The following is a 21,839-nucleotide window of genomic DNA, read 5'->3' on the forward strand; positions in this document are numbered from 1 at the left end:
TCGGTCAGTGGTTGCCACTGCTTGGTCATTACTTTGTTTCTTGGTCGATACAAAGTTGACTCGGCTACCAGTCCTTATCAATTCCCCAACAAACTCTAAGGAGGCCCAACGGCTATTCTTACTTGTTTTAACATTTAACTCAAACCGGCCTCCTTGTAATCTTTTTGGCTTTAGGTTATTAAATATGCCTAGTAAGGATACTTCGGCTATTAAAGAATCTAATTTATTCTCATCAGTCTCTTGCCACTCAATTAATTGATCAATATAACCTTCTCCATCACTATCTACTTTTCTTTGTGATTTTGCTTTCTGATTATAAGTTCTGCCGGGAGGCTTTCTAAACGAACCAATGTAGTTAAACGCATTATCAACGGATTTTGTATAGCGAAATATTTGATCATTAATGTTTTGATCGAAAAAAAAAGCGCTGCTCAAATAATTTAATTGATGTGCTAAATCTTCAATAGATTTATACTGTATGTCAGTGATTTTTATAATTTTATTATGTATAGATTGATTATAGCCAACTCTCTCTTTTAATATCCTTTCAAACTCACTATGGATGGCCGAATATTGTTCTTCACTTGTTTCGAAATCACCAAACCCTTTATCTAATATATCAACTGATACGTGACTATCTCTTTCACAGATTGATATCTCTATATTTCCAGCAATGGAGTTAACAGCTTTTAGTTTAGGTAATTTGCTTCTTTTGTTTACACTCCAAGTAGTTTTGAAAAAATTTTCATGTAAGAAGTTGAAAGAAAACAACTTGTCCTTTGATAAGTCAAATGCAATATCAATACTTATAGACTTCGACAAATCATTTTTAAAGGTTACTTCTTTCATACTTCCCATATCAACATACTTTCCATTCGGAGATAAGTACAGAGGGAATTGTTCAGTCTGTAAGACCGCTAGAATCGCATTGATTAACGAACTCTTCCCGCTGCTATTGGCACCCGTTAACAACGTAATGGGAGCGAACTTCACGTCGAGTTCTTCTAAGCATTTAAAATTTCTAAGTGCGAGTGAGTTAATTAGCATAGTTTTTTGTCAGCAAAGCGAGTGTCGAAAGTTAGCCATTTTCGGGGATTTTCGGCGTAAACGCTATCTTTGTGGCATCAGTAACTGATTATGACAGAGCAGAAAATTTCCCCAGCTACAACATTACAAGACATTATCTCCCACGCCAAAGAGTATGGCTTTGTATTCCCGTCCTCCGAAATCTACGACGGGTTACAGGCTGTTTATGACTACGGTCAGAATGGCGTTGAACTCAAAAATAACCTCAAAACGCTGTGGTGGAAGGCCATGACCCAACTCCACGACAACGTAGTGGGGATTGATGCGTCGATCTTTATGCACCCGCTGACGTGGAAAGCGTCGGGTCACGTTGACTCGTTCAATGATCCAATGATCGACAACCGCGATTCAAAAAAACGCTACCGGGCCGACCAACTCATTGAGCTTAAGGCTGAGACGTATGAAAATGCGGGTGACGTAGCGCGTGGGCAAGCCCTGCGTGATGAGCTTGGCCGGTTGCAAAGTGCGGAGGATATGGAAGGTCTTCGGAACCTCATCATTGCCGAAGGCATCAAAGACCCCGTATCGGGCAACGACAACTGGACGGAAGTGCGTCAGTTTAACCTCATGTTCTCCACGCAGGTGGGTTCGCTGGCCGAAGACGCCAGTCTGATTTACCTGCGTCCTGAAACGGCGCAAGGTATCTTTGTGAACTTTCTGAACGTACAGAAAACAGGCCGGATGAAGATTCCGTTTGGGATTGCCCAGATCGGGAAAGCCTTCCGGAATGAGATTGTGGCGCGGCAGTTTACGTTCCGGATGCGCGAGTTCGAGCAGATGGAGATGCAGTTTTTCGTTCGGCCCGGCACCGAAATGCAGTGGTATGAAACCTGGCGCGATGCACGGATGAAGTTTCACCAGGCGGTTGGCTTGCCCGCCGAGAAACTTAAATTCCATAACCACGAAAAGTTAGCCCACTACGCCAACGCGGCTGTCGATATCGAATATCAGTTTCCGTTTGGTTTTCGGGAGATGGAGGGAATTCACTCCCGCACCGATTTCGACCTGAAAGCACATCAGGAACTGAGCCGTAAGAAAATGCAGTACTTCGATAACGATATTGACGAAGCGACGGGCAAACCCTACGGTAATTACATTCCCTACGTAGTGGAAACCTCCGTTGGTGCCGACCGCCTATTTCTGGCGGTGTTTTGCAATGCGTTTACAAAGGAAACGGTGGGTGAAGGCGATCAGCAGAAAGAGCGGACGTACCTGAAACTGCACCCGGCTTTAGCGCCAATTAAGGCCGCTGTGTTCCCACTTGTGCGCAAAGACGGACTGCCCGAAAAAGCGGAAGAAATCGTTAAAAGCCTTCGGTCGGAGTTTCGGGTAGTGTATGAAGAGCGCGACGCTATCGGCAAACGCTACACCCGGCAGGATCTGATCGGTACGCCGTTCTGCATCGCCGTGGATTACCAAACACTCGAAGACAACACCGTTACGGTACGGTACCGCGACACAACCGAACAAATCCGAATTCCAATCAGCGAACTGAAGGCACATATCGGCCAGGATGTATCGATGGAACGAGTGTTGGAGAAGATGTAAAAGCTTCGAAATAAATTAAAAACAAATGCCCCGGAAATCATCTCCGGGGCATTTGTCATTCTGAGGAACGAGGAATCTTCGGAAGGTAATCTAACTTTATTGGCTACCGAAGATTCTTCGTTCCTCAGAATGACAAAAAAAGCCTCTTAACGAACGAGAAGCGTTCGCAGGGCGGCTATATTTGCGGTTGAATCGAACACTGCTTTCACAGGAATGGTGAAACCCGCTAACTGGTTGCTGCTAACGGTTTCTCCCAGGCGGAACAAGCCAAGTAAGGCGTAGGCTTCCGTATCCGCGTCAAGCGTGTAAAGTTCAATGGTTTGGCGGGTCGGGTCGATGAGCCAGTATTCAGCTACATTGTGAGCCGCGTAATCTTCAAACTTTACCTCCCGATCATTCTTCTGCGTACTTTTCGACAGCACTTCAACCACCAGATCAGGAGCTGGGTAGTATAATTGATCAGGTTGTATGGTCGCGGCTTTATCGACTCCGAAAAAGCAGATGTCGGGCTCGTAACTGTTACGGGTTAGCTCAACTAAGGCTTTTTCCGCACGTACTATACCTAAATTTCGTTCTGTAACGAAAACGTTTAATAGCGTTGAAAGAAACAGAACTGCCGAGTTGTGTTTATCTAATGCTGGCGAGTGGACGACGATCTCGCCGTTTATAAACTCAGCTTTGATATCGTCATCCATCCACTCATAAAAAGCCTGCCGCCGATTTTTTTCGTCATTCAGAATGGCTTGCACCTGCTGAATGATTTGCGGAGCTTTCGGAGATTCGAGCAATTGAGCAGCTAGTTCAGTCATGGTATTGTCGGGCATTTACCCAAATATACAAAATTAGCAAGCCGCTTTATGCTTCGCCTAGCAGCATCAGCGCACCAACCGTTACGTTCGAGGTTTCGTCGATCAGGATGGCTCCGCCCGAGGCCCGGTTTGTTGCATACGGGTCGAAACTGATTGGCTGGGCGGTACGTAGTACGACCTTGGCCAGATCATTTAGTTTCAGGCTATCAACATGCTCGATTTCTTCGTAGGTGTTGACGTTTAGCTGGTAAGCAATCTCCCGAACTGAACAGCGTGTCCGGAAGGTTCCCACCTGCAAAACATACTTGCTGCCTACTTTTAACTCTTTAGTGTCCATCCAGCAAAGCATCGCTTCGACGGTTTGACTACTAATCGGCTGGTTATCAGAACGCACGATGAGGTCACCCCGGCTGATATCCACATCGGTGGCAAGGTGAAGCACCACCGACATCGGTGTAATGGCTTCGTCCAGATGAGTTTCGGCAATTTCAATGGCGTCAATTGTCGACGTTTCGCCTGATGGAAATACCGTTATGGAGTCACCTTTGCGGAACACACCACTTGTGATTTTCCCGGCATAGCCCCGGTAATCGTGCAATTCGGCCGTCTGTGGCCGAATAACGTATTGAACAGGAAAGCGGCCTTGCACCAGGTTAAGATCGTCGTCAATCTCTACCGTTTCCAGGTGCTCCAGCAACGTAGGACCTTCGTACCACGGCATCGCTACCGATTTGTCAACGACGTTATCACCGTCGAGGGCACTCATTGGGATATACGTTACATTCCTGACATTCAGTTTTTGGGCTAATTCCGCGTAATGAATGCAGATATCCGAAAACACGTCCTGCGAATACCCCACTAAATCCATTTTATTGACCGCTACCACAATGTGCGGAATGCCCAGCAAGGAGGCTATCAACGAATGCCGACGGGTTTGCTCGGCCACTCCATGCCGCGCATCGACCAGCACAATCGCCAACTGACAGTTCGAAGCCCCCGTAACCATGTTGCGGGTATATTGTATATGCCCCGGCGCATCGACAATGATAAACTTGCGAGCTGGCGTCTGGAAATAGCGATACGCTACGTCAATGGTGATACCCTGCTCACGTTCGGAGCGGAGTCCATCGGTCAGCAGAGCGAGGTCAATCTCGCCGTCGTCCCGGCTTTTACTCGCGCGCTCAATAGCTTCGAGCTGATCGGCCAGGATGGATTTGGAATCGTAAAGGAGCCGCCCGATGAGCGTGCTTTTGCCGTCGTCAACCGAACCGGCCGTTATAAATCGTAAGAGATCCATTTCTTGAATGATGAATTATAAATGATGAATTATGAATGAATTGGAGCAGGATAATTCATCATTCATAACTCATCATTTTTCAAAAATACCCGCCTTTCTTGCGGTCTTCCATCGCGGCTTCCGACAGTTGGTCATCCATCCGGGTTTCGCCCCGTTCAGAGATGCGCGTGGCCTGAATTTCGTCGATCACGTCGTCGAGCGACTCGGCGGTCGATTCGGAGGCTGCTGTGCAGGAAATGTCACCAACCGTGCGGAAGCGAACCCGGCGTGTAACTAGCTGGTCGTCGGCTTCGGGTTTGATAACGCCCCCGGCGGTCGCCATGAGTTTGCCATCGCGGATGATCAATTCCCGGTCATGCGCAAAATAAATGCTTGGCAGGGCGATTTTTTCGCGCCGGATGTAATTCCAGACGTCAAGTTCAGTCCAGTTCGAAATTGGAAATACGCGAACGTTTTCACCCTTGTGAATCCGGCCGTTGTAAAGGTTCCAGAGTTCGGGGCGCTGGCGTTTAGGGTCCCACGAACCGAACTCGTCACGAACCGAAAAAACACGTTCTTTCGCGCGTGCTTTCTCTTCATCCCGACGGGCTCCACCAATGCAGGCGTCGAACTCAAATTCTTCAATTGTATCGAGTAACGTGAAGGTTTGCAGGCCGTTGCGGGTCGCGTTACGTCCTGTCGGTTCTTTCAGTTTCTTCTCCCGAATGGTATCCTCCACGTAGCGAACGATGAGTTTTTCGCCGATCCGTTCCGCCAGGTTATCCCGGTAATCAAGGGCTTCCTGGAAATTATGGCCCGTATCAATATGCACCAGTGGAAACGGAAATTTCCCCGGCCGAAAAGCTTTCAGTGCCAGATGGACTAACGTAATGGAATCTTTACCCCCCGAAAACAGCAGGGCAGGACGCTCAAACTGGCCCGCTACCTCCCGCATAATGTGGATGGCTTCAGATTCAAGCTGATCTAAATAATCTAATTTCATTTTAAAGACCGGATTGCCGGTACGATGAAAGAGCGAATGAACGAAAGCGTTATGAACGCGGTAAAACGTTCTTTTATACTCTCATTTCTTTCGTCTATTATGGTTTAAAAGCTTCCTCATGCGTGTGTAACCCACACTCTTTCTTGGAGTTATCTTCCCACCACCAGCGGCCTGCCCGGAAGTCCTCGCCTTCCTGAATGGCACGGGTGCAGGGCTGGCAGCCTATGCTTACAAACCCCCGGTCGTGAAGAGGGTTGTAGGGTACGTTATTGACTTTTATATACTGCTTCACTTCGTCGAATGTCCAGTCCAGTAAGGGATGGAATTTGAAGAGATCATGAGCGTCGTCCCGTTCGAGCTGGGTCATGGCCTGACGATTGGCCGATTGCTCGGCACGAATGCCCGTAACCCAGATTTTCTGACCTTTCAGCGCCCGATTCAGCGGTTCAACTTTACGAATGCCACAGCACTCTTTCCGGTTTTCCACCGAGTCGTAGAAACTGTATGGCCCTTTGGTGGTCATAAGCTGCTCAATGGCATCGGCTTTGGGAAAATATGTTTCAATTTTAGTACCGTACCGATCGTTGGTTTTTTTCCAGACCGAATACGTTTCCGAAAACATACGACCCGTATCGAGCGTAAAAATTTTGATCGGGATATCATTGGCAAGAATCAGGTCAGTAATAACCTGATCTTCGTAGCCCAGGCTGGTCGAGAAAACGACTTCGCCAGGAAACAGGTCGGCCAGCGTGCGCAGTGCGTCAACGTTGCTTAGGCCGTGTAGTCGCTCGCTTAAGCTTTCGAGCGTGTGAGTAGGTTCAGCGATCATAATTTCGGCTTCAATGATACCGCCTTGCCCGTTTTTGCCGATTGCCGGGCGGCATCTAAAATTTCCATGACGATCATGTTATTGTCTAATGACGTTAATTCGTCGGGTTTAGTTTCTCCATGAATCAGTCTTGCCAGATAGGCAAATGAGTCGATGGCGGGGGCGTCGGCCTGGGTGGCTTCGGCAGGATGTTCAGCCTGTTCATCCTTAAGCCGGATACGCATTTTGGTGCCGTCTACAGTGAAAACGTAGCCTGTCTGCCCATACACTTCCATGTCTTTTCGCGCAAATGGCCAGTTCCACGACGCCTGAATAATCGTCTGGGTTTTCGGATAGGTCAGTATAATGGTTCCTTCGTCGTCTACCTTTGGATAAATATCGGGCTTGATCTGCTGCGTTACCGCCAGCACCGACAACGGACGCTGGTTGTGCATCAGCCAGGTGGAGAGATTCGCACCATAACAACCAAAATCGAACAAAGCGCCCGCACCGTTCGTAACAGGATCGGTTAGCCACTCAAAGAACTCCGGGTTAACATTGATCTCTTTTGGCCCCTGGTGCCCGTCGTGTACAACGATTTTACGTAGGTCACCAATGACTTTGTCTGTATTGGCCAGCGCATAAGCTTTGTGATTGCTGCCGTACCAAGTTGTCTCGTAATTGGTTAGCAACTGAGTCTTGTATTTTTTTGACAAGGCTTCCATGTGCTGGGCATCGGCAAAGCTGGTGGCCAGTGGTTTTTCCACCATCACATGAATACCCCGCGGGGCGCAGGCTTCCACCGTTTTTTTATGGTCGACAATACGTCCGAAGTCCGTGACAGCCTCGGGTTTGGTTTTGTCGAGCATCTCGGCAATGGTTGGATACACCAGACTCATGTTGAAACCAAACCGTTTGGATAATCGCTCAGCCAGTTCGCGGTTTGGTTCGGCAATACCCACGATCTCGATATCGGCCTGATTAGGTTGCTTGTAGACCTTGTTCAGGATGCCATTCACGTGCGAATGCACCAGCCCTACCACACCCACGCGAAGCGGCTTTTTGGTAGACTGACTAAACGAAAGTTGAGCCGATAGCAGTAGGGCAATAAACAGCGTGATACGGGACATAGCGAGTCAGTTTAAAGTAGCCAGGCGCGTTATAGCTACGCTACCTTCTCCTTAACCACTTCGGCCGACTTTTCTACTGCCTGGGTGAAGTCGTCAATTAAATCCTCAATGGCTTCCAGCCCTACCGAAATACGAATCAGGCCCGGTGTGATACCCAGAGCTGCTTTTTCTTCGGGTTTCAGCTTCGCGTGCGTCGTGGTATTGGGGTTGGTAACGATGGTACGTGAATCACCCAGGTTCGAGGACAGTGTCGGAATCTGGAGCGCATCGAAAAAGGCGCTTACCCGCTCAAAACCGCCTTCCAGTTCGATGGTTACGATGGCACCGCCCGCACTCATCTGCCGCTTGGCCAGATCATATTGCGGGTGGGAGGGAAGGAATGGGTACAATACCCGCTCAACATCCACATGCGTATCTAAGGCTTCAGCCAATTGGAGCGCATTGCGGCAGTGGCGTTCCATGCGCAGGTCCAGCGTCTCCAGACTTTTCGACAAAACCCAGGCATTGAACGGCGATAACGATGGCCCCGTATGCCGGGCAAAGAACCGGATCGGCTGGATCAGATCGGCCCGGCCAACGACAATGCCACCCAGTACGCGTCCCTGTCCATCCATGTATTTCGTCGCTGAATGCACGGATAAGTCGGCCCCAAAATCAATCGGCGTTTGCAGAATCGGCGTAGCGAAGCAGTTATCTACATTCAGAATAAACCCGTGTTTCTGTTTTAGCCGCCCCAGCATCTCCAAATCAACCAGCTCCAGACCAGGGTTTGAGGGTGTTTCCAGATAGACCATGCGCGTATTGGGTTGCATAGCGGCTTCCCATTCGGCTTCCGTCGCGCTGGCGTCTACATACGTATGGGTGATACCCCACTTGCTCAGAATCTGGGTTATGATCTGGTGTGCCGACCCGAATAAGGCCCGGCAGGCCACTAAGTGATCGCCGGATTTCAGCAAACCAGCCATACTCGCAAACACAGCCGCCATGCCCGTTCCCGTTGCGATGCCGTCTTCTGCGTTTTCCAGCATGCAGACTTTAGCGACGAACTCCGAGACGTTGGGGTTCGAGAACCGTGAATAAATATTACCTTCTTCGGTTTCCTCGAAGAGGGCTTTTCCCTGTTCTGCGCTTTCGAAAGCAAAACTCGAGGTTAGATACAACGGCACAGAGTGTTCGCGATTCTGGGATTTCTCCGCCTGAATACGAATGGCTTTTGTTTGTTTTTTCATTGGAGTCGTTAGTCGACAGTCGTTAGTCAATAGGTTGAAGCCCGCAAGTAGTCAGGATCATTTATGAACGGCTACTACAGACTGATAACTAACGACTATCGACTTCTTTAAAAGAACTTAATAATCTTGCGCAAACTTACGAGGATCACAACAATTCCGACGAGTATCATCATGGTTTTGACGGGTAGTTTTTGCGCTAAACGGGCCGCAATAGGTGCTGCAATCATTCCGCCAAGGATCAGACCCAGAATAACCATGCCGTAATTATCCAGTCCGGCATAGAGGGCAAACACGACCGAACTGGCAAAGGATACGAAGAATTCGGCCAGGTTAACCGAACCAATCGTATAGCGCGGGTGGCGTCCCGACGCAATCAGGGTTGAATTCACAATAGGGCCCCAGCCTCCTCCACCAATAGCATCGACAAATCCACCGAACCAGGCTAGCAGACCAATCTGGCGAACGGGCTTTTTCTTCGTCTGCTTTGCTAAGGCTTTCTTTAGAATTAAAATACCAAGAATGGCGGTGTAAATCGAAATGGCCGGGCTAAGGTAATTAGCGACAACTTCCATATCGGCGAGTTTGGTGATCAGAAAGGCGCCAAGAGCTGCCCCAATAACCCCCGGAATCAGGACAATTTTGAATAACCGGCTGTTCACGTTGCCAAACTTCAGGTGCATATAGCCAGACACGCCACTCGTGAAAATTTCGGAACTGTGGACACTGGCTGTGGCAAACAACGGGCTAATGCCCACACTCGTCAGGAACGTAGTGGCCGTTACGCCGTAGGCCATGCCTAATGCACCATCAATCATCTGAGCAACAAATCCAGCCAGTATGAAGTAAAAAATGTCGGGTGTGAGATCTATCGTGCTGGCAATGAGCGTCAACCGATCCAGTGTGAAGTAACTGAACAGCAGATGTCCGACAATCATCAGCGCCAGAGCCGAAAAGACATAGATGGCAATTTCGGTACGTGTACGCCGTCGTAGCAGTGGTTGGTAAGCCCCAGTCTCTATAATTGCCGTTGGGAAGGCTGCCCGAAGCGCATCGGCCTGTTTCGTCGCATTATGGCCCTGAATACTAATGGTCAGTCCGTTCAGATCTATCGCTGACTGAATTGGATTGAGCGTAGTAGCAGCCGGTTCGGTAGGGGTGGCTATTGGTTCCTGCACAAGGTATAATGTCTATCGACTTAATGGATTATTTCTCTTATGAAAAACGGCACAGGAACGTGCCGCTTTTTTATTGCCGTTTGGAAACACAAAGGTAAGGCCAGTTGTGGGAAAAATCCAAATAAGTCTCAAAAAGGAGGTCCTGTTTTAAGACCAGCAACGTAGTTCGGATAGTAGCCGGCCTGACTCCCTAAACCAGTGCCGCATACCAGATCCAGATAATGTATACAGGCTGGAACAAAAGCCTCGACCAGACGTACCAGGGTTTGGCCGGTAAGCCGCCCGGCGGTGGTAATTTGTTGACTGCTACGTTAATATTCGCCGGAAACATACCAATCAGCAACGCAATTAATCCCCAGGCCGCCCAGAAGCGGGTTTCGGAGAACAGTAAGCCGAGTCCCAGAACGATTTCTGCGATTCCTGAGAGCAGGATGAGTAAGCGGGCGTTAGGCAGAAAGTTAGCAATCATGTAGGTGAGTTGGTCTGGTTTGCGAAGGTGCACCAGGCCAATCATTACGAACATGGCGGTTGTCGCTAACAGTGCATCGTGTTGCGTAGTAAGTAAATAGGGTGAGTTGGAAATCCAGCCTGCTCCGTAGAGTAGCGCGCCAATTGATACTAAACCCAGAAAAAAAGCCATAGCAGTAATACCCGTTAATGTATGGGCCAAAGTTCCGGCGGAGATACGGGCTATCCACTAACATTTGTTAGGAAATCAAACTTCCCGACGAATACGGCTCAGGCTTTCGGGTTCGATGCCAAGGTAAGACGCCAGGTGCCGCACGGATATTGTCTGCACCAGAGTGGGATTTTGTTCCAGCAACTGAACATAGCGTTGTTTGGCTGTACTCGTTAGAAACTGTACTTCGCGGCTGGTCTTTCGCAGGAACGCCTGCTCGGCAATCAACCGGCCGATACGTTCCGCTTTGTGCGACTGGTCGTACAAACTCAGCAGGTTCGTACGGCTGAAGCGTAACGCCTGAACATCGGTCAACGCCTGAACCGTGAATGCCGTGGGCTGTCCAGTCAAAAACGACGAATAGGCCGATGCAAAGTCATCACTAAAAATAAAATCTAGGGAAATATCTTTCCCATTATCATTGATAGAAAGCCGTACCATGCCCTCAACTAGGTAGTAAATGTATCGTTCGACCTGACCCGCCTGAATCAGGAAATCGTTTTTCTCGTAGGTGACAGACTCAACAATCGGTATAAACCGGAGCCAGTCCTCATCCGTTTGTGGAGACAGCGCATCGAAGCGCTGGCGAAGCCGGTCGAGGTTGTTCATTGATCATAAACGCAAAAGCGGGCGTCAGAGTTAGTTTCCAACGCCCGCTTTAAACAAATCTATACAGCTGATCTACTCACCTGCCATTGGATCGGGCGTGCCATCTGTATCGCCCGTCACCGTTCCATGCGTAGGGAACGTATTGCCCCGGATGTAGAGCAGGCCCGCTACGTGGGGAGCCGCCATCGACGTACCACTCAGGGTGGCATAGGTACCATTTCTATACGTTGATTTGATACGCACACCATACGCGCAGACGTCAACACTGCTGCCGAAGTTGGAAAACGACGCAAACTGGTTTTTGCTGTCCATAGCCGAAACTGTAAACACATTGGCGTGGTTGACGCGCGCTGGAGATAAATTGTCGCTGTTTTTGCCTTCATTACCTGCGGCAATGGCGAACAAAATACCCGCGTTGGCTGCCTGGGTGATCGCCCGGTCCAGTGTTGCGGATGTACCTTCGCCCCCCAGACTCATATTGACAACATCGCCCGCTTTGCCGTTTTGGGCTACGTAATTGACCGCCTGGATAATTCCCGACAGTCGCCCTTCACCATCTTCGTCCAGTACCCTCAGTGCTACCAGCGTAGCCCCCGAAGCAATGCCCGTTACACCAATGTTGTTGTTTTTCGCGCCAATAATACCGGCTACGTGTGTGCCATGTCCATTCTGGTCGTCGGCCGAGGTTTGGCCCGATACAAATGACTTACTACGTTGGGTGTCCACATTCAGGTCGGGGTGGTCGAGGTCGATGCCCGTATCAATGATCCAGGCCGTTTTATCCGTTTGCAAATCACCCCGGCCGTAGCCCGTTTGCTGAACGTTCCAGGTCAGGGTTGAGGTCGTCGCTACGTCAACACAGCTGCACATGGACATAATCCGGTCAGGCTCGATCAGCGTTACGGATCGGTCCCGTCGGAGTTCTTCCGACTCATTGGCCGTCAACTGAGCCAGAAAACTTGTCTGTTCACCCGATGCCAATACCGTCGTTTGCGCATTCGCTACCTTGTGCCGAGATAAAAGCTGTTGCGTAGAAAATTCGGCTGCAGCAACCCGTGCACCGGGGGCAACCGGCAGCGTTTCGGTGGGCTGATACGTAACGATGTAGGAGCCCGCAATGGCCACCCCATTATTGGAAGAGGCCTTTACCAAGCAGTCGGTTGATAAACTGTTGGCGTCAATACTGCTGTCGGTTTGGCAACCAAACAGGCTGAAGCCAAGTAGGGCGACGTTGGTGAGCGTCGCGAACGGGAAAAAACGTCGCATGAGTACGTACGAAATCAACAGGTTGAAAAAAGTAGTAAATCGTACAGGGTTATATCATACGTCGTGGATGAGTTTACTAAAAAATAAGCGGATGTAGTTACCTATACGCCAAAAACGAAATTGTCGTTGCGTCGCTTGTCTTCAGGAATTATTTTTCGTTACGAACAGGGATAAATACCACTCGCCCTGCTGCCGGAAATCGGGTTTCGGCAATCGGCTGCCCGTAGTGCTGATAAAAGTCAGTAACCTGTTTCTTTGTTAACAAATTGGAGTATAGGTTGATTCCCGCGAAGTTATTCTGTCGCAAAAACGCATCCAGAAACTGCCAGTCCTGTTGGGTGAACGTTCGGCCGGGGGTGAGCAGCCGGGGCCAGCCATCGCGTAGGAACGGTTTTATCTGATCGGGATGAAGTCGACCGAAATACTGCCCGACAGCGCTTTTGTCGTAAAACCGCCGGAACGTAAAGATCGCGTTCTGTTGCGTGTAATAGGGGCAAAGGCCTTCCCTGAACCCTACGCCATTGGCGCCAATGGTACAAAACGGAAAATCGAGTACCGCCACACCAGGTTGTTTCCGCACGATAGAACAATATCGTAGCAGATTATCCGATGCTACGTCGAGCGGATAGGCCAATCGGTTGTGGTAGCCGGTGTACCACTCCGTGCCCATCAGGCCAAGTAAAAGCAGGCCAACGAGCTGGCCAGGCAACCGTCGGGGCCATGTAAGCGGTAATGCCAACAAACAAAACAGTACGGGATAGACTAAACTGGCCCGGCCACCGTGCCGATTAAAGCTAAACCAGGGGAACAGTTTAAGCGTTGGAAACGAGACGGGATGATACAGCAGGCACAGCATCAGCATGAGCACGATTGGGAGCCAGATGGCGACCCGACGTCGGATTTGCCAGAAGCCAACCCCCGCAATCAGTACCAGATACAAGCCTGGACTGCCTTGGCCGTAGCTTTCGAATGTATCATGCAGCCATTTTTGATAAGGAATCGCGTAGCTGTGAAGGCTGGGCAAATGGGGCAGAAACAGGCGCAATGGGTGCGACCAGGCCCGTAATTCTGGCACCGCTTCGAAATCGAATGACCAGGCCGTGAAGGCAATTTGCAACGTTAACGGCAAGTACAGATACAGGCTGACGACGATCAACAGCAATCCGAGCAGAATACCTGGTTTGTGTTGTGCCCACTGCTCCTGCATGTACTGCACGGCTATTCTCAACCAGGCGGATTTTCGAAAACGTTGCCACAACACCACCGCCAGAACCGGTACGGCCAGCGTCGTAAACGTCAGCGCGAACCCGGCTACATAGGCTAGTTCCTGACTGAGTATCTGCACGTGCAACCAGACCCAGATCAGAATATAAACCAGCGAAACCGGCTTCTTCTCCACCACGTCATACAACAACCGATACGTAGCAACGATGCATAGGGTTGTCCAATGGCCTACGCAGACGTTCATATGGACCGGAAATTTCCAGAGCGCATAGAAATTAAAGATGGATACAATCAGGCCAACGATCAGCGATTTAGGTAACCCAAATCGGGAACGTAGTAGCATAAACGTACCGACGGACGTAACAACCAGCGTGTAGATGTAGTAGAACTGAAGGTAAGGACCAGGACCGTCGAAGAGTTGGTAACAGAACCGATACCAGTAATCACGCTCAAATCCCCAGTCCAGAAATACCTGATTGGCGCCGTACGGGTAAAATGTTTGGGTATTGGTCAGGTTGAGGTGCGAGAATGGGTTGAATGACAGGTTCTTCGTAAAAAAATAACCCACATACTCAAACTGGTCGGTATCGTTGCCATCGGACATGGGGTGGCTGAAATCGCCTACGACCCAGCTACCAAGAGCCATTGTCAATAAGCCCAATAAGATCGGCCAGAACCCGTTCGAGTGGTTGGCCAGCCGTATTGGATTATTTATTGAGGATGGATTCGTGAGCGATTGAACCTGGCGCATGAGGGAGATTACGACTTCATCGACGGTGAGGATAGACAAAAGTCTTAGTAAACGGCTATTTTTGCAAGAAAATAAGTAATGCGGCCCGAAAGCCGCAAAATCTCCCGAATCAGAATGCGGCTATCCTGCCGCGTTACCCTTATGGCTGACTACAACCACCGCGAAACCGAACAAAAGTGGCAACATTTCTGGGACGAACACAATACGTTCAAACCAGAAGAGCAAACCAATAACCGTGCGACGGACCGTCCCAAATACTACGTACTCGATATGTTTCCCTATCCATCGGGGGCCGGGTTGCATGTGGGTCATCCGCTGGGTTACATTGCCTCCGATATTGTGGCGCGGTATAAACGACTGAAGGGGTACAACGTACTGCATCCGATGGGCTTCGATTCGTTCGGGCTGCCCGCTGAGCAGTATGCCATTCAGACAGGTCAGCACCCGGCCGTCACGACCGAGCAGAACCTGACCCGCTACATCGAGCAATTAAAAAATATTGGTTTCAGTTACGATTGGTCCCGCGAAGTTCGTACATCCGACCCGTCGTATTACAAATGGACGCAGTGGATTTTTATGGAGTTGTTTCGCTCCTGGTATAACAAAGATACCGACCGGGCGGAACCCATTGAAACGTTGCTGAACAAGTTCGCTACCAACGGCACCACCGATGTCAACGCCGTTTGTGATGAAGATGCGCCTACCTTCACGGCGGCCGAGTGGAATGCCTTGTCGAAGGTAGAATCCTACGAAATAACCCTCAAGTACCGACTGACCTATCTGGCCAATGCCGTCGTGAACTGGTGCCCGGCGTTGGGCACGGTGCTGGCCAACGACGAGGTGAAAGATGGCGTTTCGGAGCGGGGTGGCTACCCCGTCGAGCAGAAGTTGATGCGGCAGTGGATGATGCGGATAACGGCCTATGCCGACCGGCTGCTGACGGGTCTGGACACCATCGACTGGACCGAATCGCTGAAAGAACAGCAACGGAACTGGATCGGAAAATCAGTAGGCGCCAGTGTGAAGTTCCCACTGACGACAGACACGAAGCGGTTTATCGAAGTCTTTACCACACGCGTCGATACGATCTACGGTGTTACGTTTATGGTGCTGGCACCCGAGCATGAACTGGCAGTTGAATTGACAACGCCCGAGCAGCGCGAGGCTGTTGACGCCTACGTTAACGCGGCCAAACTGCGTTCTGAACGGGACCGGATGGCCGACACGAAAGCTGTTTCGGGCGTGTTTACAGGGAGTTATTGCATCAATCCAGTCAACGATGAGAAGGTGCCGATCTTCCTGGCCGACTACGTCTTGGCGGGCTATGGCACGGGCGCCGTGATGGCCGTTCCGTCGGGTGACCAGCGCGACTGGAATTTTGCCAGACATTTCAATTTGCCGATCGTTCCGATTCTGGACGCTCAGAAAGGTATTGACCAGCAGGCAGATAACACCAAAGATGGTCATTATATCAACTCCGGTATTGTGAATGGCCTGACCTACAAAGAGGCAACCGATACGTTGGTTGCGTGGCTGGAGGAACGAGGCTTGGGCAAAGGTAAAATCAATTTCCGGATGCGCGATGCCGTGTTCAGTCGTCAGCGTTACTGGGGTGAACCGGTGCCTGTTTACTTCAAAGACGGTGGTTCGACGGGTCGATTGCCCTACCTGATCGACGAAAGCGACTTGCCGCTGGAATTGCCTGCTGTTGACAAATACCTGCCAACCGAAACCGGCGAACCACCGCTGGGCCGCGCTGAAGGCTGGAAATACAAAGGGGAGTATGAGTATGAGTTAAGCACCATGCCCGGTTGGGCGGGTTCGTCCTGGTACTGGTACCGCTACATGGACCCGAACAATGACCAGGCTTTTGCCAGCAAATCAGCTATTGACTACTGGCAGAATGTAGACCTCTACATTGGCGGCACCGAACACGCGACCGGCCATTTGCTGTACAGCCGTTTCTGGAACAAATTCCTGAAAGATCGTGGCTACGTACCGCAGGAGGAGCCGTTCAAAAAGCTCATCAACCAGGGCATGATTCAGGGGCGAAGCAACTTTGTGTATCGGATTAATACAAGTAACTACTTCGGGGGTAGTGCGAATACTGAAGTCGTATTTTTGCCGAGTATTCCATCAATCTTTATTTCAAATAATTTAAGGGAAGGGGTCGAAAATAATGATCTGGAAAAGATCAAATATTTTAATGACCGTATGATGGAAATTCAGCAGTCATTATGGCTGAAATATCCTGAAGCAAATAGCAGAATTATTTATAGCCATTCTGCCTCACGGCCGCTGACAACATCTCTTCATGTCGATGTAAATATTGTCGAAAACGACGTATTGAATCTGGACGCCTTCAAACAGTTGCGTCCAGATTTGACTGAGAATGCTGAATTCATTACCGAACCCGATGGGAAATACATCGTTGGGGCGGAGGTTGAAAAGATGTCGAAGTCGAAGTTCAACGTCGTGAACCCCGATGACATTGTCGCGAAATACGGGGCTGATGTATTACGACTTTACGAAATGTTCCTGGGACCGCTGGAACAGGCGAAACCCTGGAATACTAACGGCATCGACGGCGTATATCGCTTTATCCGTAAGTTCTGGCGCTTGTTCTACAAAGACAACGCTACAGGAGAAAGTCAGTGGATTGTGACGGACGAACAACCGACACCCGCTGAGTTGAAAATCCTGCATAAAACCATTCAGAAAGCCGAAAGTGACATCGAAGCCTATTCGTTCAATACGTCGGTGAGTTCGTTCATGATCTGCGTCAACGAGCTGGCTACGCTGAATTGCCACAAGCGGGCCATTTTGCAGGATCTGGTGTTGCTGTTGTCGCCCTACGCCCCCCACGTCACCGAAGAACTCTGGGCCGCTTTGGGGCATGAGCCGGGGTCGATCTCAAAGGCTACGTTCCCAAAATTCAACCCGAGTTACCTGGTCGAAGATGCGTTCGAGTATCCGATCCAGATCAACGGCAAAGTCCGCACGACGATCAGCTTTGCCATCGACCGCGCCCCAACTGAAATCGAGCGGGAAGTGCTGGCCGACGAAATTGTCCAGAAATGGCTCGAAGGTAAAGCCCCCAAGAAAGTGGTGGTCGTGCCGAAACGGATTGTGAACGTAGTGATTTAGGCGAGGTATCAGGCCTACATAAAGCGATAAAGGCGTGCCACGGTTTTGAACCGTGGCACGCCTTTATCGCTTTATGTAGTTTCAACTAGCGAAATTCAAGCCTGGGCAAACAACGTATTGACACTGATTGTAAAATCGGGCAAAACGGGGGCTGCTGAGCAAATATCATCTTCGAGACAGATGGTTACCTGCTTGCGGGACGTGTAAACATACACGACTTCCTGTTCAGGAATGATGTTCCAGACAACCTGTACACCTGCTTTAAAATACTCAACAATTTTCTCCTCGATTCGGTAAGCCATATCCGTTTCCGACAATACCTCAATTACAAAAGCCGGAATAACGTCCTCGCCCTTTCGACCGCTCTGGATTTGCTCTTTTGTGAAGTAGGCTATATCGGGCCGACGCATCTGAAAAGCAGTGAGCATAACATCTGGTTCAGCCATAAAGGTGCCCGTCCTATGATACCCTTTCTCGATAAAAAGGACGTTCAATACATCATAAATGAAATATTGTCTTTTCTTTATGCCCGAAAACCGTATAATTTCTCCATCATTCCACTCATACTTGAAACCGTCGGTAGGTTCCCAATCAATGAATGCGTCTAGTGTTTGAGGAAGAGCCGGGCCAGATGCTTGTACCATGGCGTTTGTTATTTGAGCGAATATACGACCGGAAAGATGTCAACTTCCCGAAAGTTTAGAACCTTCGGGAAGTTTGTTAACTGCTAAGTCAGACAACCGCTGGTTCCGACTGCTGGGCCGCCAGCGCATCGCGTACCTGCGCCGTGAGCGAGAGTGAATGCTTGCGGGCCTCATGGTCGTAAATAGGTGCCGTAATGATTAACTCGTCGGCCTGGGTTTGCGAAATAAAACTCGCCAGTCCACGCTGAACCGTTGCCGGAGAACCCACGGCTGAGCAACGTAGCATCTGGTCAATACCAGCCAGTTCATACTCCGACCAGTTGGCCGTTATGTCATCAATTGGCGGCTGCATCTGGCGCGCCCGACCACTCCGAATATATAAAAACTGTTGCTGTACCGACGTGAATAGGCGCGCAGCTTCCGCATCCGTATCGGCTGCGACCACATTCACCGCGACCATGGCGTAGGGGGCTTTCAGGTGTTCCGACGGTTGAAACTGGGTTCGGTATACCTGCATTGCCCGAAGCAGATCTTTAGGCGCAAAATGGGACGCAAACGCGTAGGGCAGGCCAAGCATGGCGGCCAGTTGCGCGCCGAATAAACTCGATCCCAGAATCCAGATGGGTATGTTCAAGCCATTTCCCGGTATGGCCCGAATAAACTGATTCGTATCGTCGGGCTGGAAATAGTGCTGTAATTCAACGACATCCTGCGGGAACGTATCGGGTCCGTTCGCATCCCGACGCAAGGCGCGATACGTTGCCTGATCGGAGCCGGGAGCACGACCCAGGCCCAGGTCGATCCGGCCAGGATAGAGCGATTCCAGCGTACCAAACTGCTCGGCAATAACCAGCGGAGAATGATTTGGGAGCATGATTCCGCCCGAACCTACCCGAATGGTTTTCGTGCCCCCCGCTACGTACCCAATCACCACGGACGTAGCGGCACTGGCAACACCCGGCATGTTGTGATGTTCGGCCAGCCAGTAGCGGTTAAATCCCAACTGTTCGGCATGCTGGGCGAGATTCAATGTATTGTGTAACGCCTGACTAGCGGTATTACCCGCTACAATGGGCGATAAATCGAGAATTGAAAAGGGAATCATACGATGTTGCTACAATTAGTTGCCTTATTTTTACAGGATTTTCCTATCTAAATCGGGCGATAAATACTACGTTGCTTTATCAACAACGCGGTTTATGAGAACGGTTCCAGAAAGTAACTTCCGTTCCGGAAAGCGAGCAACATTTGTCAACGACGTATCATGACTATAAAACAGTTTATTGTACTTAGCCTGGGATTCGGGCTGGCCACTTGTTCCCCCAAAACAACCCCCACCGGATCAGTCGGGACGGCTTACGATTACTTCCGGTATAAGCCAAATCAACTGACGAAAATATCGGTTCACCGGGGCGGGGGCGATCTGAAAGGGTATCCCGAAAACTGCATCGAGTCGTTTGACTTTATGGCCAAAACCATTGGCCGGCCCATACAGCCGGTTATTATTGAGTGCGACATTGACCTGACCAAAGACAGCGTCATGGTCATGATGCACGACGCTACGCTTGATCGAACGACGACCGGCACCGGCAAACTGATCGACAAAACCTACGCCGAACTCGACGCCTATCAACTGGAGGATAACCAGGGTAATGTTACCTCTTATAAGATTCCGACGCTGGAAAAAGTACTGCGCTGGGGTAAAAACAAAGCTACGTTTACGCTCGATGTGAAGCGAAATGTATCGTTTGCAAAGGTGGTAGACATGATTCATAAAACCGGTGCCGACAACTACGTAGCGGTGATCACCTACAATGCACAGGATGCGGCCAAGCTCAACAAACTTGACCCGAAGCTGATGATTTCGGTGACGATCCGCAACAACGCCGAATACGACCGGTTGCACGAGCTGGGTGTTCCCGACAACCGGATGGTTGCGTTTGTGGGTGTCAAAGAGCCTGATACTGCGCTGTATAAATTCCTGCACGAAAAGGGCATTGCCTGTATCCTCGGTACATTGGGCAACCTGGACAAACAGGCTGCGGCCAAAGGCGATCAGATCTACAAAACCTTTGCCGATAACGGAGCCGACATCATGTCTACCGACCGGCCGCTGGAAATAGCTAAAGCGCTGTATTGAGTAAGCTTTTTAATCAGGAGCCGTGCCACGGTTTTAAACCGTGGCACGGCTCCTGATTAAAAAATGGAGAACGTTTTCTGTAAAAACAATGCCCGCTATTCGTCGCAATAGACTCCTGTATGGTATCTTAACAATTGTCGTCTTGCTGCTCGGATTGGTATCAAGACGGTTTTTTGGGGAGATTCCATTTGTTCGGTCGTATGTTGGCGATGGGCTGTGGGCACTGATGGTGTTCTTTGGCTTTGCACTTGTTTTTAACCGCTGGCCAGTCCGTACCGTGGCGCTGGCCACGCTGCTGTTTTCGTTCGGGATTGAAGTAAGCCAGTTGTATCATGCGCCCTGGATTGACGACATACGGGCAACCCGATTAGGCGGATTGATACTCGGATTCAGTTTTGTCTGGAGCGATTTGTTGTGCTACAGCCTGGGTAGTGCAGTAGGATTTCTCGTGGAAACGGTACTGATTCCCTCTCGTTATCGGACAGATGCTACGTTGCTGGCGTTGGATAAGAAATAAACCAGGCATACGACTACTGAATCCAGCAAGGTCCCTGACTGGCTTTGGCTTCACCGGTTACCAGATTAATTTGCCCGAAAACGCATTGGTTGGCCGTAGAGTCAAGGGTGCCGTTGCTAAATAAATATGGTTGACCAGGCAGGAGATCAGGCAGAGAGGCCTGTGGATAAAATGAAACGCGGTTCGGTTTAAGCGCTATAAATCCGGTTTTTGTTTTCAACGCGTGGCAGGCATCTGCGCAGGAAGAAAACGCCAGTTTTGCGCCAAGCTGAATGGGTTGTACATCATCCCACGGCTCACGAAGAAGAAGTTGGGCCTCGGTCAAATAGACGCCACGTGGCACATTGACAGCGTATGATTTGGTTGTCACCGAATCGTATAGCACCCGGATCTGCTCGTTATGGTGAATGCTCAGCCAGTCCAGTTGATACGTAAAATCGACACGTAGCGAAACGCCTTCACGCCAACTGTTAAGTGAACCGCTGACGTATTTAATCATAGTAGCAAAACGCGCTTCGTTGATGTCGTTACGTCGAATAAAGGCACGTTTCCAGATAGCCAGATAATACTGCGTTAGCGAGTCGGGTGCCTCGTTGATTTTATAGGCTGGTTTATCGGCTATGAACGGACAGGCACAGGGCGCATCAACTTGCTGAGGTGCAATAACGACCTGTTGAGTCGCCTGCTGATGACAGCTACAAATACCAATGATGAGAAATAAAACGATAAAACGGTTGATAGTCATAGCCAGTCACATCATGCGTATATAGCTACCAGATGCTCATAAATCGCTAAGGG

The 21,839-nt window shown here is 49.9% G+C and carries 19 protein-coding genes; 4 read left to right on the plus strand and 15 right to left on the minus strand.

What is annotated here, in order from left to right; genetic code table 11:
• Positions 1-1,047: AAA family ATPase (locus ACYVEA_RS19440; RefSeq protein ID WP_461115101.1), on the minus strand; the 1,047-nt coding region annotated here is incomplete at its 3' end.
• Between the two features lie 90 nt (positions 1,048-1,137).
• On the opposite strand from ACYVEA_RS19440, the gene ACYVEA_RS19445 reads away from it, so the two are divergent.
• Positions 1,138-2,634, plus strand: coding sequence for a glycine--tRNA ligase (locus tag ACYVEA_RS19445; protein WP_461115102.1), 1,497 nt, complete (start codon positions 1,138-1,140; stop codon positions 2,632-2,634).
• Between the two features lie 146 nt (positions 2,635-2,780).
• Here the strand turns inward: ACYVEA_RS19445 and ACYVEA_RS19450 are convergent, their stop codons facing one another.
• The 11 genes from ACYVEA_RS19450 to ACYVEA_RS19500 form a co-directional block, all read right to left on the minus strand.
• Complete coding sequence (locus tag ACYVEA_RS19450; protein ID WP_461115103.1) at positions 2,781-3,443, minus strand: Uma2 family endonuclease; 663 nt, start codon at positions 3,441-3,443, stop codon at positions 2,781-2,783.
• A 46-nt stretch (positions 3,444-3,489) separates the two neighbouring features.
• Positions 3,490-4,740 carry a sulfate adenylyltransferase subunit 1 gene (locus ACYVEA_RS19455; RefSeq protein WP_461115104.1) on the minus strand — a complete coding sequence of 417 codons (1,251 nt, stop codon included), beginning with the start codon at positions 4,738-4,740 and terminating at the stop codon, positions 3,490-3,492.
• 79 nt (positions 4,741-4,819) lie between these two features.
• On the minus strand, positions 4,820-5,722 hold the full coding sequence (cysD, locus tag ACYVEA_RS19460; protein WP_461115105.1) for a sulfate adenylyltransferase subunit CysD: 903 nt from the start codon (positions 5,720-5,722) through the stop codon (positions 4,820-4,822).
• A 97-nt stretch (positions 5,723-5,819) separates the two neighbouring features.
• On the minus strand, positions 5,820-6,551 hold the full coding sequence (locus tag ACYVEA_RS19465) for a phosphoadenylyl-sulfate reductase (RefSeq protein WP_461115106.1): 732 nt from the start codon (positions 6,549-6,551) through the stop codon (positions 5,820-5,822).
• Complete coding sequence (locus ACYVEA_RS19470; RefSeq protein ID WP_461115107.1) at positions 6,548-7,660, minus strand: Gfo/Idh/MocA family protein; 1,113 nt, start codon at positions 7,658-7,660, stop codon at positions 6,548-6,550. The genes ACYVEA_RS19465 and ACYVEA_RS19470 overlap by 4 nt, the downstream gene beginning before the upstream one ends.
• Positions 7,661-7,695: 35 nt before the next feature.
• Positions 7,696-8,889 (minus strand): trans-sulfuration enzyme family protein, encoded by a 1,194-nt coding sequence (locus ACYVEA_RS19475; protein ID WP_461115108.1) that lies wholly within the window; start codon positions 8,887-8,889, stop codon positions 7,696-7,698.
• A gap of 107 nt (positions 8,890-8,996) precedes the next feature.
• Positions 8,997-10,052: a sulfite exporter TauE/SafE family protein gene (locus ACYVEA_RS19480; RefSeq protein WP_461115441.1), complete on the minus strand. Its 1,056-nt coding sequence runs from the start codon at positions 10,050-10,052 to the stop codon at positions 8,997-8,999.
• A gap of 202 nt (positions 10,053-10,254) precedes the next feature.
• Positions 10,255-10,704: a DoxX family protein gene (locus ACYVEA_RS19485; RefSeq protein WP_461115109.1), complete on the minus strand. Its 450-nt coding sequence runs from the start codon at positions 10,702-10,704 to the stop codon at positions 10,255-10,257.
• A gap of 75 nt (positions 10,705-10,779) precedes the next feature.
• Entirely contained in the window at positions 10,780-11,352 is a 573-nt protein-coding gene (locus tag ACYVEA_RS19490) for a Crp/Fnr family transcriptional regulator (RefSeq protein ID WP_461115110.1), read from the minus strand.
• A gap of 72 nt (positions 11,353-11,424) precedes the next feature.
• Positions 11,425-12,618 (minus strand): S8 family peptidase, encoded by a 1,194-nt coding sequence (locus ACYVEA_RS19495; RefSeq protein ID WP_461115111.1) that lies wholly within the window; start codon positions 12,616-12,618, stop codon positions 11,425-11,427.
• Positions 12,619-12,766: 148 nt separating this feature from the next.
• A complete protein-coding gene (locus tag ACYVEA_RS19500; RefSeq protein ID WP_461115442.1) occupies positions 12,767-14,488 on the minus strand; it encodes a hypothetical protein in 1,722 nt (573 codons plus the stop codon).
• 246 nt (positions 14,489-14,734) lie between these two features.
• On the opposite strand from ACYVEA_RS19500, the gene ACYVEA_RS19505 reads away from it, so the two are divergent.
• Positions 14,735-17,740, plus strand: coding sequence for a leucine--tRNA ligase (locus ACYVEA_RS19505; protein ID WP_461115112.1), 3,006 nt, complete (start codon positions 14,735-14,737; stop codon positions 17,738-17,740).
• Positions 17,741-17,835: 95 nt separating this feature from the next.
• Here ACYVEA_RS19505 and ACYVEA_RS19510 read toward each other — a convergent pair whose 3' ends face one another.
• Positions 17,836-18,384, minus strand: coding sequence for a Uma2 family endonuclease (locus tag ACYVEA_RS19510; RefSeq protein WP_461115113.1), 549 nt, complete (start codon positions 18,382-18,384; stop codon positions 17,836-17,838).
• A gap of 88 nt (positions 18,385-18,472) precedes the next feature.
• A complete protein-coding gene (locus ACYVEA_RS19515) occupies positions 18,473-19,489 on the minus strand; it encodes an LLM class flavin-dependent oxidoreductase (RefSeq protein ID WP_461115114.1) in 1,017 nt (338 codons plus the stop codon).
• A gap of 159 nt (positions 19,490-19,648) precedes the next feature.
• Here ACYVEA_RS19515 and ACYVEA_RS19520 point away from each other — a divergent pair, with 159 nt between their 5' ends.
• Together ACYVEA_RS19520 and ACYVEA_RS19525 are read left to right on the plus strand one after the other, a co-directional pair.
• The gene (locus ACYVEA_RS19520) at positions 19,649-20,524 is read left to right on the plus strand and encodes a glycerophosphodiester phosphodiesterase family protein (protein WP_461115115.1); all 876 of its coding nucleotides are present in this window, start codon (positions 19,649-19,651) and stop codon (positions 20,522-20,524) included.
• A gap of 88 nt (positions 20,525-20,612) precedes the next feature.
• Entirely contained in the window at positions 20,613-21,041 is a 429-nt protein-coding gene (locus ACYVEA_RS19525; RefSeq protein ID WP_461115116.1) for a ribosomal maturation YjgA family protein, read from the plus strand.
• Between the two features lie 13 nt (positions 21,042-21,054).
• Here the strand turns inward: ACYVEA_RS19525 and ACYVEA_RS19530 are convergent, their stop codons facing one another.
• Complete coding sequence (locus ACYVEA_RS19530; protein ID WP_461115117.1) at positions 21,055-21,786, minus strand: hypothetical protein; 732 nt, start codon at positions 21,784-21,786, stop codon at positions 21,055-21,057.
• Positions 21,787-21,839 lie beyond the last annotated feature (53 nt).

The sequence above is a fragment of the Spirosoma jeollabukense genome (assembly GCF_054777855.1).

Coding starts and splice junctions, on each gene's coding strand:
- ACYVEA_RS19445 (WP_461115102.1), top strand. CDS start 1,138: ATGACAGAGCAGAAAATTTCCCCAGCTACAACATTACAAGACATTATC.
- ACYVEA_RS19530 (WP_461115117.1), bottom strand. CDS start 21,786: ATGACTATCAACCGTTTTATCGTTTTATTTCTCATCATTGGTATTTGT.
- ACYVEA_RS19505 (WP_461115112.1), top strand. CDS start 14,735: ATGGCTGACTACAACCACCGCGAAACCGAACAAAAGTGGCAACATTTC.
- ACYVEA_RS19485 (WP_461115109.1), bottom strand. CDS start 10,704: ATGGCTTTTTTTCTGGGTTTAGTATCAATTGGCGCGCTACTCTACGGA.
- cysD (WP_461115105.1), bottom strand. CDS start 5,722: ATGAAATTAGATTATTTAGATCAGCTTGAATCTGAAGCCATCCACATT.
- ACYVEA_RS19510 (WP_461115113.1), bottom strand. CDS start 18,384: ATGGTACAAGCATCTGGCCCGGCTCTTCCTCAAACACTAGACGCATTC.
- ACYVEA_RS19465 (WP_461115106.1), bottom strand. CDS start 6,551: ATGATCGCTGAACCTACTCACACGCTCGAAAGCTTAAGCGAGCGACTA.
- ACYVEA_RS19475 (WP_461115108.1), bottom strand. CDS start 8,889: ATGAAAAAACAAACAAAAGCCATTCGTATTCAGGCGGAGAAATCCCAG.
- ACYVEA_RS19515 (WP_461115114.1), bottom strand. CDS start 19,489: ATGATTCCCTTTTCAATTCTCGATTTATCGCCCATTGTAGCGGGTAAT.
- ACYVEA_RS19500 (WP_461115442.1), bottom strand. CDS start 14,488: ATGGCTCTTGGTAGCTGGGTCGTAGGCGATTTCAGCCACCCCATGTCC.
- ACYVEA_RS19490 (WP_461115110.1), bottom strand. CDS start 11,352: ATGAACAACCTCGACCGGCTTCGCCAGCGCTTCGATGCGCTGTCTCCA.
- ACYVEA_RS19470 (WP_461115107.1), bottom strand. CDS start 7,660: ATGTCCCGTATCACGCTGTTTATTGCCCTACTGCTATCGGCTCAACTT.
- ACYVEA_RS19455 (WP_461115104.1), bottom strand. CDS start 4,740: ATGGATCTCTTACGATTTATAACGGCCGGTTCGGTTGACGACGGCAAA.
- ACYVEA_RS19495 (WP_461115111.1), bottom strand. CDS start 12,618: ATGCGACGTTTTTTCCCGTTCGCGACGCTCACCAACGTCGCCCTACTT.
- ACYVEA_RS19520 (WP_461115115.1), top strand. CDS start 19,649: ATGACTATAAAACAGTTTATTGTACTTAGCCTGGGATTCGGGCTGGCC.
- ACYVEA_RS19525 (WP_461115116.1), top strand. CDS start 20,613: ATGCCCGCTATTCGTCGCAATAGACTCCTGTATGGTATCTTAACAATT.
- ACYVEA_RS19450 (WP_461115103.1), bottom strand. CDS start 3,443: ATGACTGAACTAGCTGCTCAATTGCTCGAATCTCCGAAAGCTCCGCAA.